The organism is Nostoc sp. DSM 114167 (assembly GCF_052692655.1).
The window spans coordinates 2,583,925-2,598,007 of sequence record NZ_CP195116.1 but is presented as its reverse complement, the minus strand read 5'-3'; the positions used below and the strand labels follow the sequence as shown (position 1 = coordinate 2,598,007).

Here is a 14,083-nt window from a genome sequence, read left to right as displayed (position 1 = left end):
CGCTTGCTTTGTTTCCCTGCGTAGGAGTGCGTATACTTAATATTTATATACATTAAGCATTGATTACATACTATGGTGACGATTAACTTTAGGGCTAATCATAACCATTTATTTCTAAAAATTATCGTAAATTTGATTGCTAAAAATTATTAATTAAGCCTTGAATAACTGGGCGATCGCTGCTATTTGTACCTGAATAAATAATGAAATGAATAGATAATAATTCAATAGTGTTAGTAGCACGAAATGCGATGTCTACGACGGGCTACGCCTACGCATATCTCATCGTAGACATCGCTTTGTTTTCTGCTACTTCCCTTTTCGATAAAATAACTGAGCAGATCGGTAAAAAACAGGTTCGGAATCATGGCTCAAGCTAGTATTGGGATTATAGGTGGTAGCGGTCTTTACAAAATGGATGCGCTTAAAGATGTCGAAGAAGTGCAAGTCGAGACTCCTTTTGGTTCACCATCTGATGCTTTGATTCTGGGGACTTTGGATGATACACGGGTAGCTTTTTTAGCGCGTCATGGCCGCAATCACACGCTTTTACCCTCTGAGTTACCGTTTCGCGCTAATATCTATGCGATGAAGCAATTGGGTGTGAAGTATTTAATTTCAGCTAGTGCTGTAGGTTCCTTGAAGTCAGAGGCGAAACCACTGGACATGGTAGTGCCAGATCAGTTTATCGACAGAACGAAAAATCGGATTTCAACGTTTTTCGGTGAGGGAATTGTGGCTCACATTGCCTTTGCCGATCCGATTTGTAAGAACTTGGCTGCTGTGTTGGCAGATGCGATCGCATCTCTCAATTTACCAGAAGTTACTCTCCATCGCGGCGGTACTTATGTGTGCATGGAAGGGCCAGCTTTTTCCACTAAGGCAGAATCGAATCTTTACCGCAGTTGGGGTGCAACAATCATTGGGATGACGAATTTACCAGAGGCAAAGTTGGCAAGAGAAGCGGAAATTGCTTATGCAACCTTAGCGCTGGTGACAGACTATGATTGTTGGCATCCAGACCATGACAGTGTGACGGTGGAGATGGTGATTGGAAATTTGCTGCGGAATGCTGTGAATGCTCAAAAAGTGATTCAAGAAACTGTGCGGCGCTTGAGTGAAAATCCGCCAACCAGTGAGGCGCATTCGGCGTTGCAGTATGCAATTTTGACTCAATTGGACAAAGCACCAGCAGCGACGAAGGAAAAGTTAGGGTTATTGTTGCAGAAGTATTTGTAGTGTTGCTGATGAATAAGCGATGTTTATAACGGGCTACGTTTACGCAGTTTCTTAATACAGTTTTGCTCCCCTCTCCTGGTAGGAGAGGGGCTGGGGGAGAGGTCAAAATAGCACTCGTCAAACTCACATGATATTAAATCCTGTCCACATAAAACTAAAATAAAGCCTGCATATGCAGGCTTTATTTTAGTAGCCCCAGACTTTAATCTGTGGGCGCTTTTATATTTTTACAAGAGATTCAATGACTAAGCTGTTACGCATTCAAGTTGTATATTAAAGGAACGATCCTTGTCATTAGTTATTTGTTTTTAAAGGACAGATGACCAATTGACTTAGGACAGTCTTAACGTCAAAATTTACAATCTAGAAGCGCATCAGCTTAATTTCAATCGATTGTGTTCTTAACTGCTTTGCCTGCATCCTCAGCTGTGCGCTTAACATTTTTACCAGCATCCTCAGCTCCACGCTGAACATTTTTTGTCACGTCTTCGGCAGCATTCTGGGTATTACCCTTGATATTTTCAATTCCTCGCTGAGTTCCCTTAACAAGACCTTTGCCAAGTTCTTCAGCTGAACTACCTATATCTTCACCCAGGTTCTTGACTCTTCCACCAAGGGATGTCCCTTGTTTGTAATTTTCACCATATTGCTCTGGGCTGTCAATTCCCTTCTGATCGATATTCTTTTGAGCATTTTTTACTAGGGCCTTAGCTCTGTCATTAGCTGCCTTTTCATCTTGCGCTCTGGGATCTACATCACTAAAGTTATTCATTCCGCCAGTAGGAGAATTCAGAGGATAATCTTTTGTGGCATCATATCGTTCAATATTAGGTGCTTGATCGCCAGGTTGTGGTGGCTGTGTTGCTATTCCTGGAGCACCACAAGCCTGTGCCATAAATAGAAAGATTCCTGCTAAAAAAACAGTTACAACTTTCAAGGGACGAATATTTTTCAGCCAATTCATTGCTTTTTTCATAGTTCTAAGTCCTTGCATTTTCGTGACTAAGTTAAACTTCAACCAAGATGGCATTTGGAATTAATCTTACATCCAAAGCATCCAGAAAAAACAAGATTTTTATCTGTTTACTGCTGGATTTGGCTGTAATTCAGGTCTTGCTTTAGCTTCATCTGCCTTGTTCTTCAAAAAACCGGAAGCTTCTTCAACAGCTTCTTTTACAGTCTCAAGCCGATCTTTAACCCGCTCTCCTACACTTGATTCATTCTGAATCAAACCACCGGGTTCAGGCTGGCGGAAGTCTTTATCTGTGATGAATGGCAGTTCTGCTTCTTTCTGGACTCGACCTGCTGGTGTCTCGCCACCAGGATAAAGGATCTCAGATTCTGTATTTGTAGCAATCAACAATTGCGAACTTGGTTGTAAGCTAGCTTGGTCACGTCCCTGATTGGCTTTTGGGTTTGCTATTTTCGGATCGGTAGACATTCTGTAGTTGCTATAGTTGTCTCCACCATTTTTATAAGGGTTGTTTGCTCCACCGGCTTGTACAGCAGGATTTTGTGGATTTGCACCTTGAGCATTTGCCCCACTACAAGCAGTGCTAACTATCAACAATAGTCCAGCTAAAAAGATAGTTAATATCTGGCGCAATCTTATTTGTTTCAAGAATACTCTTACAGCGTTCACGTAGTCCTCCTTACCAAAATATTAATAAACTAAGAATTTGCTGAATCATTGGATTGGTCAGCAAGTTATTGTGCTTGTTTTGGTTCGCTCACTTTTGATAACCTTTATTCAGGATATGAATAATAAAATGCTATTTACCTCTAGCGCAGGCTACATTTTAATGAGTACAAAAACAATATCTTTATCTAACTCTAGAGAGATATAAAATAAAGTAATATACTTTTCGTAAACAGAACTACATATTGTTGTTTGATACTTCAAAAGCTTTTGATATGTAGCTGATACATCATAAAATTTGAGGTATTCAGCCCTTGTTGCTCTCAACGTTAAATGACTAAATTTATGAAGCAATTTTTACGCTGGATAATTTTGGGGGGAACGCTGTTTTTTTTAGGAAAAGCTCTGAAGGATAATTGGATTGAGGTGACAGCTATCCGCATTGATGATGTAGGATGGGCAATTATGGCGATCGCTTGTGGGGTAACTTTACTAGCTCATACTTGGGCAGGCTGGATCTGGACTTGGATTCTGCAAGAGTTAAATCAACCTGTATCATCTATCCAATTCATCCAAGTTTACCTAAAAACGAACATCGCAAAGTATTTACCAGGTAATATCTGGCATCACTACGGGCGAATTGTCGCCGCTAAAAATGCCAATATTCCGACAGGTGCAGCCACCTTAAGCGTTTTGTTGGAACCGCTACTCATGCTAGCGGCTGCTTTAATCATCATTGTCTTATGTAGTAGCCAATTTGCAGCAGCGAATATTACCCTTGTTATCCAAATACTACAATTTCTGAGTTTAGCTGTAGTCCTTGGTGCGATTCATCCGTGGTTTTTGAACCCCGTAATTCGTTTTTTGTATGAATTAAAAGCAAAAAAGTCTGCTGCTACCACTCAATCAACTGTTCCCTTCAGTGTTAAAAGCTACCCTTTGCGCCCTTTGTTAGGAGAAGTGGGCTTTATGGGACTACGCGCCACTGGGTTTATACTAACTATGTTCGCCTTAGGTTCGTTGAATGGGAATCAAATTCCTTTGTTATTCGGGGCTTTTAGTTGCGCTTGGTTGTTGGGGTTTATTATACCTGGTGCGCCTGGTGGGTTAGGTGTGTTTGAAGCGACTGCGTATGAACTTTTACGACACCACTTTCCATCTGCCTTAGTATTTAGTGCGATCGCTCTATATCGCCTCATTAGTATTTTAGCTGAAACTGCGGGTGCTGCCTTAGCTTGGTTAGATGAACGCCTTGCGAAATCCTGAATCAAGCAAAACTCATTTTTATCTATCTACTTTCATTTGTGAAAACACACGATAGCTATCCAGATTTAATTGCTGATTACTGCTTTGTTCTTCTTCCATCTTAATTAAGTTATATTCTACATTTTCTGCATAAATGGCGAACGTAATATTAAAAATTTCGATAAAATTTATTACCCCTTTGCATTCATCTTCGGAATATTTTTCGTAAAAACGAATCAAATGAGCAATCCGGGTTTCTAAATGTCTTCGAGAATTTCTACAAATCAAAATAATCTTTAATAATATAATTACCAGGGTCAGAGCATGACCTTGACCAATTAATAAAATAAATAATTGCGAAGGTTCTTTAGAGTTTTCGGTTGTCAAGCAATCAATCACTCGATTACAGGTTCTCAAGAACAATTCTTTAGTGATAATTTCTTGATTATAATCTGTCTTCCATAACGATAAACTATGTGCAAACTGTCGCTGCCAATTTTCGACTGATTCTTGATTTTCTACAGGAAAAAATAAGTATTTTTCTAGGCTTTTTTTAAATTCTTTCAGAGTTTGATTTTTCGTTTGTTTGATAAATATATGGGCGATATTATCATGGCTAAATACGCCTTTCTTTAAGACAATTGCTTTTATTAAACGCAGAGCTTGATCTCCCAAAATACTGGGATTTTTATAGCGTGTTGTGCTTGAGACAGCAGATTGAGAACGAGCAATATACATTGCTAGTTCAAACTTAAATTTGTCTTTCATCTGTTTAGAAAGCCTTCTAGCAGCTTCTTGTTGCTCTTTAGGGTTCTTATTATTAACAGATTGATCGATCAATAAATAGGAAGTATAGCGATTAGCCCAATGACCTTTAGATGATTCTTCATATTTAGTAACAAATAATTTCAGATCCTTGTAATCTTTGCTGTTGGCAAACTTTTCTAGCCAGATTTTACAAGTTTTTACTACTGGAGGATTATTGTCTTTGATTTTCAGATTTTCATGAACAAATAAATTAACTAAGTCTTGGATATATTTGTCTTTTCGGTTAGTTTTCCAATTATTAATTATGATATAGCAACACCGCTTCAGTGTATTGTATAATTCTTCTTCATTATCATCTAAAAACACACTATATATTCCAGGTATATAATCGGAATATTCGCAATCAAGACCGTCTATAAATAAAGTTTTGAATTCTCGTAAAACATCTTCTGGTGGCAATTTATTGACAATTTCCACAAAGAAGCTATAAACCTCTTCTTGGGCAGTTTGCACATCTAATTGTCTAGTATTAGACGTAACATAATGGGAATTTTCCTGACTAATTGATAAACGATTAGCGGTCATTTCAGTTATCAGGACAAAAAGGGTTCCTGTTCATATTATTACTAGCTTAACCTTGGCGAACAGGAGCATCAATCTCTTCTTCAGAAATTCAGTCATCTTTTTACATAAATTTGATTAACTAGGGTTATAAATAAAGTATTAAAGATAAATTGTTTAGTTCTTCATCAAATAGTTCAGTAAAATTACTTATTTATAACCAGAAAATATCATACATAAATAGATATAAGCGAGTCGATCTATACATTTAGATACAACCCGCTCATACCTTCTACCGAAGCCTTTAGGTATTTTAAATTTTTAGTGGGGGTGGAGGGACTTGAACCCACACGACCTTTTACGGTCAACGGATTTTCATTCTCCCGCAGTTTTCACTGCTACCTGATAACAATAGCCTGCTCAGATTTTGAGAATTGGACTCTCCCTTTACCCTCGACTTAACGTTAGGGTAGCTCCCGTCGGGTCTCTGCACCTTCCCTCAATTTTGGATTTTAGATTTTGAATTTTGGATTGAAGATTAATCGGAAATCTAAAATCCCAAATCTAAAATTTTTGGGCTTGGCTCAGGATTGCCATGTCTGTCACCAGATTTAGGTTTCCCTGAGTTTGAGAGCTTCCACTTGAGGGATTTCTCCTTCAAGGCTCAATTATTTAAGTCCGTAGCGTCTACCATTCCGCCACACCCCCAAAGGTGTTTGGCAACTAGTGTAACTAGTTATTTTTTAGAGGTAGCAAATACCTCCTTATCTATTCCACCATCAATTGTGTCTTTTGTCCAACTAGATTGAAAATATTTTTTCCAGATTGGGCGATCGCTTCAGAGAGGTTTTCGATTTTGTCTGACTAGAGCATTTTTTTGCTAGTGGATTCACCATAATAGCATGATATTAGCTTTTGTAATGAAATCCGTTGAATCGTCCCAGTAAAAGTACTCCAGCCCGCCAAAGCTGCGGTTTCGAGGAATTTTGGCGCAGTTATGTTGAAAGCATTATGACTAAACTTCTCTCTTGTCTGTCTCTTCAGCCTATGATGGAAAACAGATGCTTAAGACTTGAAAGTTATGATTGTCGCCCTGCTATATCTGATTTTGGCTGGAGCTTACCTTCTAGTAATCCCCGTTGCTGTTTTGCTGTATCTGAAGCAGCGTTGGTATGTGGGTGGCTCCATTGAGCGTGTCTTTATGTACTTTTTGGTGTTTTTCTTCTTTCCGGGTCTATTGGTTCTATCGCCGTTTGCAAATTTTCGACCCCAACGGCGACAAATTCAAGTTTAACGAGATTGGTAGGTCATAACTCTCATGCGACGGATTGACGCGATTGGAATTGGCTTAGGTGTTTTTATTGCCGGCGGTTTGGCATACTTAGGATTACAGCTAGTTGGTTTGGATAATCAAAAAGCTGGTATATGGAGCCAAGTCTTGCTAGTCAGTGCCTTAGTTGGCTGGTTAGCCACCTATTTTTTCCGTGCGGTGGGACAAAAAATGACCTACCACCAACAGCGGGAACAGTATGAGCAAGACTTTCTGCAAAAGCGGCTAGACGAGCTTACTCCCGAAGAACTAGCACGAATTCAAGCCGAAATAGAACAAGAAAAGCAATCTCAGGTGTAAAGTTATCATTGGTCAGTTGTGATTTGTCCTTTGTCATTAGTCATTTGTCCTTTACTAATGACCAATGACCAATGACCAATGACCAATGACCAATAGACTTCTTGGCATTTGTTGGGAAAAGGGGAAAGTGGGGTTCCAAGAAGGGGATAAGGGGCGAGGGGAAGGGGAAAAAGGTTCTGCATAAGTCCCTTTTCCCTTTAACCTTTACCCTTTTCCCCAAGAGTGCAAAAAGCACAAATGCCAAGAGGTCTAATGACCAATGACCAATGACCAATGACCAATGACCAATGACTGCGATTTCTGATTGCTTTAAAACTCTTGAGCACAATCGTGAATGCGCTCTGATTCCGTTTGTGACTGCTGGCGATCCAGATTTAGAAACAACAGCAAAAGCCTTGGAGGTTCTAGATCGTAGTGGAGCCGACATTATAGAAGTGGGTATACCCTATTCCGATCCTCTGGCTGATGGGCCAGTCATTCAAGCTGCTGCTACTCGCGCCTTACAAAGGGGTACGAAATTGGAGCAGGTGCTAGAAATGCTGCAAGGGATTACTCCCAAATTGCGATCGCCGATTGTTCTGTTGCTCTATTACAACTCAATTTTGCACCGGGGAATTGAAAAATTTCTTGAGCAAATTGCTGCTGCTGGGGTAGCAGGATTAATAATACCTGATTTGCCCTTGGAGGAAGCAGCAGGATTGTTGCAAGCAGCGAGTGAGATGGGAATTGACGTAATCTTGTTGGTAGCTCCCACCAGTTCTGCCCAACGGATCGAAGCGATCGCTCGTTCTTCCCAAGGATTTATTTATTTAGTCAGCGTCACTGGAGTAACAGGGGTGCGATCGCAACTGGAAAACCGCGTGTCTGATTTACTCAAACAAATTCGTAGTGTTACTGATAAACCGATTGCAGTTGGCTTTGGCATATCTGAAGCCGAACAAGCCCGACAGGTAAGGGAATGGGGCGCAGATGGTGCGATCGTGGGTAGCGCTATTGTCAAACGGTTAGCCCAAGGCACGCCAGAGCAGGGACTTTCGGCGATCGCCGAATTTTGCCAAAGTCTCAAAGCAGCCATCAAACCGACCAACACCAGCACAAATACTCCTCTTGATTAGACCCAGAAAGTAGATTAAAAAAGTATAACAGTGTAGTTTTTCTCTCCTTATTTGATAGACAATTTGACCATTATGGTCTTGAATATTAACATCAGATATGATGATGTAAAAAAACTAGCTGATAGAGTTGCTTATAGTTTGAGTATTATGTGAAATTAACTAGGCATAATTTATGAGTGTGAGAGTGAGTCGGTCACAAATGATTATAGTTACGTCGCAATCGAGGAGCAAAGGCGATGAGTGAGAGTATGGCGTTTATCGGTGGGGTTGCCGTAGCTGGGCTGGCGGCTCTCGTATTGCTCAAAGGAACAAATACCCCTCTACAACCTAACTTTGCTGTTACTCCACAAATCCCAGGTGTAGTCGCGCCTCAAGGAATGCAACCACAAATGTATCCTTACGGGCCTTATGGGCAACCAATGTATCCCAATCAGGTTCAACCACCGACTGGTACTAATAATGACCAGCGCTTAGAGATGGAGAAGCTGAACACGCAGATGCAACTGGAGCGTTTAAAAAACGACAATGAACAGCTAAAGTTGCAAAATCAACAACTCCAAGGCCAAGTTCAAAATTTCAATACTCAGCAGCAGTGGCAATTAGCCCAGCAAAATAACCAACAAAAATCAGCAGCAACATTCCAGCCGCAAAATAATTGGTGGTCTTCACCTGTGCTTTGGGCTGTGGGAGGGGCAACTCTCACTATTGGTGGTGGTGTTGTTGTCGCTGGAGTATTGGCTTTGTTCTCACCACGGCAGCGTCCAGCCCGTACTGTACAAGTGATTCACCCTTACCAAGGAAATACGCCACCCTTGGTTCCAGTCCGTCGTGCTGAGTTTCTGCCTGCTTCGCGGATGGAAGCAAGACGAGTTGAAGCCCCAGAATACGACGAAATGCAGTAACAATAAAAAATATCGCACAAAGCATCTAGGTAAGAGATATACAGGGTAACACTGTTAAAATACTGCCTAGATGCTTTTTTTGTACATGAGTGATTAATCAAGCTCAAAAAGCGGATGAAACTCAAAAAACTGGCGATGTCTTCTCTGCGAAACGCTACGCGTAGCTTGCTTTTCCGTAGGAGTACGACCACCTGCGCTCATGCAGTATTATTAATCATATTTAGTGTAGCTTGTCAACCTGTGGATAAGGTTGCCATTTACGAGAAAAATAATGGTAAGCAACCACTCCAAGCAGAACTTTTAGCTAAAATTGCTGTCGGATATGCAAAATTAGGACAACAGGATAAAGCCTCAAGGTTATTAGCCCCAGCTATTCAAACTATCAAAATAAATGAGTCTATCAAAACAAGTGAGTCTTTTTACATTAGACTCAAATTATTGGAGCAATTGGGAATTATTTATGTAGAAATGGGACAATACGACAAAGCACTTCAAGTAGCAAAATCTCTTCAAGTATACGAGCCAAAATACAGTGATATTGGGTTGAAACATATTACTACTTGCCTAATACAAGTGGGGCAATACGAAAAAGCCCTTCAAGTTGCCAAATTAATATCAATAAATGTGACAAAGGGGTTTTTAAATGGAAAAGATTACATTATTTCTCAATCTATAGTAATGTCTGAAGTTGCACTTAAGTATGCACAAACTGGGCAAAAGGCTCAAGCAGAACAGATATTAGTACAAGCACTTCAAAAAGCTAAAACCAGTGATGAGATGGTTGAAATTGCACTCAAATATGCACAAGTTGGACAAAAAGCAAAGGCATTGCAACTGCTAGCGCAAGCCCCACAAAATGCACAATATCCAGATAATAACGCTGAAGTGGCCAAAGTGGCTAAAGTGGCTGTTAAGTATGCACAAGTAGGACAACAGGCTAAGGGAGAACAGCTGTTAGCCCAAGCCCTTCAAAGTATTAAAAAGGAAAAATATGATAGCATAAAAAATTTTTATTTAGCTGATATTGCTGTTGATTATGCAGAACTGGGGCAATGCAACCAATCTATTGTGATTGCCAAATCAATAAAGGATTACCCTGATTATGAAGCATTTAAAGACGCTTATATCACTCATGATGGTTTAATTCTTGGTGATTCTTCAGATGTGTTTGCTGAAATTGCTATGACGTGTGCAGTAGTAGAGCAATATGAGCAAGCCCTGCAAGCGATCGAGGAAACAAAGTACTCTAACAATAAAAGGGAAGCATTGAGTGTACTTGCTGTTGAGTACGCAAAAAAGAGTCAATACGAGCAGGCTTTTCAACTACTTAAAGAGGATGCTGAGTCTGACTATAAAAAAGCCTTGCTTTCGTCAGAGTCTGACTCTATCAAAGAGTTGCTTTTTTATGATTCTGAATATGTCAAAGTCTCAGCTTTGCCCAAAATTGTTGAGCAAGCTACTCAAGTAGAACCATCTGTTAAAGCAGAGCAGGTATTATCCCAAGCACTTGAAGTTGCTCAAACTACTAAAAGCCGCGATAAGAAAGTTAAGGTGATAACTGCGATCGCTATTGGGTACGCACAATTAAAACAAAAAGATAAAAGCGAACAATTGTTAGCACAAGCACTTCAAATTGCAGAAAATATACATCAATAAAAAATAAATTAGTTCAACATCAATAGGTAAAGGTAATAAGATTATCTATTACTTATTACCAATATATGCTGAAACATTATAATTAACAAACTTTGATTTCACAAACCGCCTTTAGGAGTTTCTGTAGCATTAGGACTCTCTTTAGTGGCAGGTTGCTTAGTATCGGGAAGTTGCTGTTGGGTATTTTTTTGATTACCTTGATTTTCTAGCTGAGTTAGTGCCTGTTTTGCCAAATTTTCGGCTGCTTGTTTAAATAATGGTTCGATTCTATTTCGCCAGTATTTAGTATTAGGCAACTTTTCTGGATGGTTTCTATAATCTAAAACTTTATCCCATTTACCATCATCTATTGCTTTATTAATCTCGTTAGATAATGCCTCCGCCTTTGCCCAATCTGACTGCCACTGGGCAATCATTTTGCTCGTCTCTTGGATACCAGAAGCAGCATTTGCCGGAACCGATCTTAAAAGTGCGATCGCTCCAATTATATCCCCTGAATCATACTTATTTTTTGCTTGTTCTACAATATTGGCACTGTTATCATTAGGCTGCGATCGTTGTGATTTCTTTGCATCGTCAGTTGACCTCTTCGGCTTTTCTGGTAATGGAGTTACCACATCCTTAGATTTTGGTTTTGGCTGGGGAATAGTTCGAGTCGCAATCAAGCTACTATCATCTACAATCTTAGTTGCAATGCCCTTTTCGCGTAGGCAAGAACCCCATTCCTGATTATTAGTTATCACATCCGAGTGTGCCCAAGCCAAACGACCAGATTTAAGCTTAACTTCTATCCAACCTCGTTTTGTCCGCTTGCCAGTCACCTCGAAATTGGTGTTATTAGCAATAGTTTGCACAATATTATTAGAATTTATCGAACTAGGTTCAGAACGGATATTAGAATTTCCGACAACAACAGCCGAGCATTTGTTTGCTAAAGCCGTATCCTTACCTGTAACATTTAAAGCAAAATTTTTCACATTTGGATATACATTTGCTACCAAGGCAGCCGCACCACCCGCCAGTAATATGCCAATTAATATCGGCCAGGGGTCGGATTTACTAGAGTCTTTACGCTCAGGTTTGGCAGGGATAGGATTTGCTGGTGCAACTGCAATAGTTTGCAGCCGAGATACTTGGGGCTGAGATTTGGTTGCTTGGTAACTGGAATTGTTGGCGGCTTCTTCAGGTGTGGAAAGTGCAGGTACTGGATTAATCGCGTCTTTACACGCTTGCAGTGCTTCCGTAGCGTTTTGATAGCGGTCTTTGAAGTGATAATGCACCATCTTGGACAATACTGCTGCCAATCGATGGTTCACGGTTACTGAATGCTGCCAGATAACTTCCCCCGTTTCCGGGTCTTCTTGCAATTCTGTTGGCTGTAATCCTGTTAATGCTTGAATGGCGATGATGCCAAGGGAATAGATATCGCTGTTGGGACGGGGTTTACCTTGCCCTTGTTCTGTAGGCATATAGCCAGGAGTACCGATAACTACTGTCGCAGATGCTTGTCCGCCCACTGTTACCAGTTGTGTACGCAGTTGCTTTACTGCTCCAAAATCAACTAAAACTAACTTATTATCTGAGGCACGGCGAATGATATTATCCGGTTTGATGTCGCGGTGAATCACGCCTTGGCGATGGACAAATTCCAGAATTTCTAGAACTTCTTGCAACAGTTGAATTACTTGGTTTTCACTCCAGCGCTTACCAGGTATAAGTTCCTCAGCTAGGGTATGTCCTTCAATATATTCTTGTACTAGATAGAATTCTTGGTTTTCGTCAAAGTACGCCAGTAACCTCGGTATTTGGTCATGGTTGCCCAGTTTTTCTAAAGTTTCAGCTTCACTGCTGAACAAGCGTTTAGCAGTATCAAAAACTCTGGGGTCAGTTCCGGGTTTGAGATGCTTGACAACGCAGATAGGATTGCCTGGTCGCCTAGTATCTTGGGCAATGTAGGTTTGACCAAATCCTCCCATCGCGAGGACTCGAATTACTTGGTAACGATGGTCTAGTAGCTTGCCGATCATATTCTCTCCCCAGAGTTATTACCTAATTTTCCAGCTGGTAATAAATATCTCCAAATTTTCTTCATTGAAATCCGCTATCTTGAGAAAAGATTTAGATTAAAAACGCAGCTTTTTAATAAACGCAGACTGTTTATTTTTCTTTTAGTGCCCCTGTTTATTACCAATGCCACCTAAAATAACAAATCCAGTTGCATGGCAGCAGGCTGAAATCCTCATGCAACCTGCTTTCATTCGCGTTATCGACAATATCCGCAAGCAGCTTGATGAATCTTCCTGGACGGGAACTTACCATGATGTCCTGATTTGGCCGCCTAGCACCACTGATGAAATCAAAGCATTGGTGAGTGAGCTATTGCAAGCAATCGAAACTGCAACGCCCCAAGAAGCAGATGAAATCAGAGGAACTCTGGCTCGTCTGCCGATGCCCCATCCAGGATATCATCTACGTTTGCAGCGTCAACAGCAAGAAGCAAGTATCGATTTGTGGGAACTGTGTTATCAGGTGTGTTTTCTTGAATACAGCCCAGAGTTGGAAGTTGCTGATATTGATACTAGTTTAATCGATGAATTCGGTGAAGTGGATTGGCTGCGTTTGGATGCCAAGTCAAAGGAGTTAGTTGAGCAGGCGTTTGCTAAATTGCCAGAGAGTTGAAGCCCTGAAAATAGAATACACGAACAAAGCCCATGCAAGTGGGCTTATGAGATAAGGCGATCGCTTTTTCAACCTATTTGGAATGTGGAAGTGGTTTATCGCCTATCTGATTCTCTGTAATGGCTTCCAATTATCCAAGGATGCTCGAATAGCAGTTACTTCATTCAAGTATTCATTCAGCTTGACTTTTTGAACATTAAGAGTTTCACAAATTTGTTCAGCTTCGGCTTCTCTGGTCTCCCGTTCTTTCAACAAGCGGTCAAACTCATCTTGAAAGCTTTTGATGTAGTTATTAATCTGTTGCTCTGCATTCTTAAAGTCGTCTAAGACTTGCTTGTGAATAATTCGTTGTAGAATTACTTGACTTCCTGATACCTGAGTGTCTATTTTCTGCTTGATTAGTTTGGTTGTTTCGTGCAAATCAACTTCGTAAAAGGAACGTTTATCTTCAAATTAGACCTCTTGTATAAATCAAAAATAAGAACCTCACCCCGCATTTGAGTAAAGCAAATGCTCCCCTCCCCGATGCTTTGGCTACCCATTACCCGGATCTTTCTTAACATTTGCGAGAGCGATCGCTCTGGTTTTTGTAACCCTGATTAGTTCGTCGTTAATTCTCAATAAAAACACAGTTTTTGCGAAAAGATTA

The 14,083-nt window shown here is 40.4% G+C and carries 13 protein-coding genes; 8 read left to right on the top strand and 5 right to left on the bottom strand.

Annotation, left to right across the window (positions count from 1 at the left end):
- Positions 1 to 366 precede the first annotated feature (366 nt).
- Positions 367 to 1,239, top strand: coding sequence for an S-methyl-5'-thioadenosine phosphorylase (locus tag NSTC731_RS11145; protein ID WP_445630851.1), 873 nt, complete (start codon positions 367 to 369; stop codon positions 1,237 to 1,239).
- A gap of 385 nt (positions 1,240 to 1,624) precedes the next feature.
- Here the strand turns inward: NSTC731_RS11145 and NSTC731_RS11140 are convergent, their stop codons facing one another.
- Together NSTC731_RS11140 and NSTC731_RS11135 are read right to left on the bottom strand one after the other, a co-directional pair.
- On the bottom strand, positions 1,625 to 2,215 hold the full coding sequence (locus NSTC731_RS11140; RefSeq protein WP_445630850.1) for a hypothetical protein: 591 nt from the start codon (positions 2,213 to 2,215) through the stop codon (positions 1,625 to 1,627).
- A 99-nt stretch (positions 2,216 to 2,314) separates the two neighbouring features.
- Complete coding sequence (locus NSTC731_RS11135; RefSeq protein WP_445630849.1) at positions 2,315 to 2,881, bottom strand: DUF6658 family protein; 567 nt, start codon at positions 2,879 to 2,881, stop codon at positions 2,315 to 2,317.
- 342 nt (positions 2,882 to 3,223) lie between these two features.
- Between NSTC731_RS11135 and NSTC731_RS11130 the strand changes: the two genes are divergently transcribed.
- Complete coding sequence (locus tag NSTC731_RS11130) at positions 3,224 to 4,144, top strand: lysylphosphatidylglycerol synthase domain-containing protein (RefSeq protein WP_445630848.1); 921 nt, start codon at positions 3,224 to 3,226, stop codon at positions 4,142 to 4,144.
- 18 nt (positions 4,145 to 4,162) lie between these two features.
- Here the strand turns inward: NSTC731_RS11130 and NSTC731_RS11125 are convergent, their stop codons facing one another.
- Complete coding sequence (locus NSTC731_RS11125) at positions 4,163 to 5,476, bottom strand: hypothetical protein (RefSeq protein ID WP_445630847.1); 1,314 nt, start codon at positions 5,474 to 5,476, stop codon at positions 4,163 to 4,165.
- A 1,057-nt stretch (positions 5,477 to 6,533) separates the two neighbouring features.
- Between NSTC731_RS11125 and ndhL the strand changes: the two genes are divergently transcribed.
- From ndhL to NSTC731_RS11100, 5 genes are all read left to right on the top strand, one after another.
- Positions 6,534 to 6,746 (top strand): NAD(P)H-quinone oxidoreductase subunit L, encoded by a 213-nt coding sequence (gene ndhL, locus NSTC731_RS11120; protein ID WP_445630846.1) that lies wholly within the window; start codon positions 6,534 to 6,536, stop codon positions 6,744 to 6,746.
- A gap of 24 nt (positions 6,747 to 6,770) precedes the next feature.
- Positions 6,771 to 7,082: a DUF3007 family protein gene (locus NSTC731_RS11115; protein ID WP_322695024.1), complete on the top strand. Its 312-nt coding sequence runs from the start codon at positions 6,771 to 6,773 to the stop codon at positions 7,080 to 7,082.
- A 287-nt stretch (positions 7,083 to 7,369) separates the two neighbouring features.
- Complete coding sequence (trpA, locus tag NSTC731_RS11110) at positions 7,370 to 8,197, top strand: tryptophan synthase subunit alpha (protein ID WP_445630845.1); 828 nt, start codon at positions 7,370 to 7,372, stop codon at positions 8,195 to 8,197.
- Positions 8,198 to 8,433: 236 nt separating this feature from the next.
- Entirely contained in the window at positions 8,434 to 9,099 is a 666-nt protein-coding gene (locus NSTC731_RS11105; RefSeq protein WP_445630844.1) for a heterocyst differentiation related protein, read from the top strand.
- Between the two features lie 114 nt (positions 9,100 to 9,213).
- The gene (locus NSTC731_RS11100; protein WP_445630843.1) at positions 9,214 to 10,755 is read left to right on the top strand and encodes a tetratricopeptide repeat protein; all 1,542 of its coding nucleotides are present in this window, start codon (positions 9,214 to 9,216) and stop codon (positions 10,753 to 10,755) included.
- A 98-nt stretch (positions 10,756 to 10,853) separates the two neighbouring features.
- Here the strand turns inward: NSTC731_RS11100 and NSTC731_RS11095 are convergent, their stop codons facing one another.
- A complete protein-coding gene (locus NSTC731_RS11095; RefSeq protein WP_445630842.1) occupies positions 10,854 to 12,782 on the bottom strand; it encodes a protein kinase domain-containing protein in 1,929 nt (642 codons plus the stop codon).
- A 163-nt stretch (positions 12,783 to 12,945) separates the two neighbouring features.
- Between NSTC731_RS11095 and NSTC731_RS11090 the strand changes: the two genes are divergently transcribed.
- Complete coding sequence (locus tag NSTC731_RS11090; RefSeq protein WP_445630841.1) at positions 12,946 to 13,434, top strand: hypothetical protein; 489 nt, start codon at positions 12,946 to 12,948, stop codon at positions 13,432 to 13,434.
- 102 nt (positions 13,435 to 13,536) lie between these two features.
- Here NSTC731_RS11090 and NSTC731_RS11085 read toward each other — a convergent pair whose 3' ends face one another.
- Positions 13,537 to 13,854, bottom strand: coding sequence for a hypothetical protein (locus NSTC731_RS11085; protein WP_445630840.1), 318 nt, complete (start codon positions 13,852 to 13,854; stop codon positions 13,537 to 13,539).
- Positions 13,855 to 14,083: the final 229 nt, after the last annotated feature.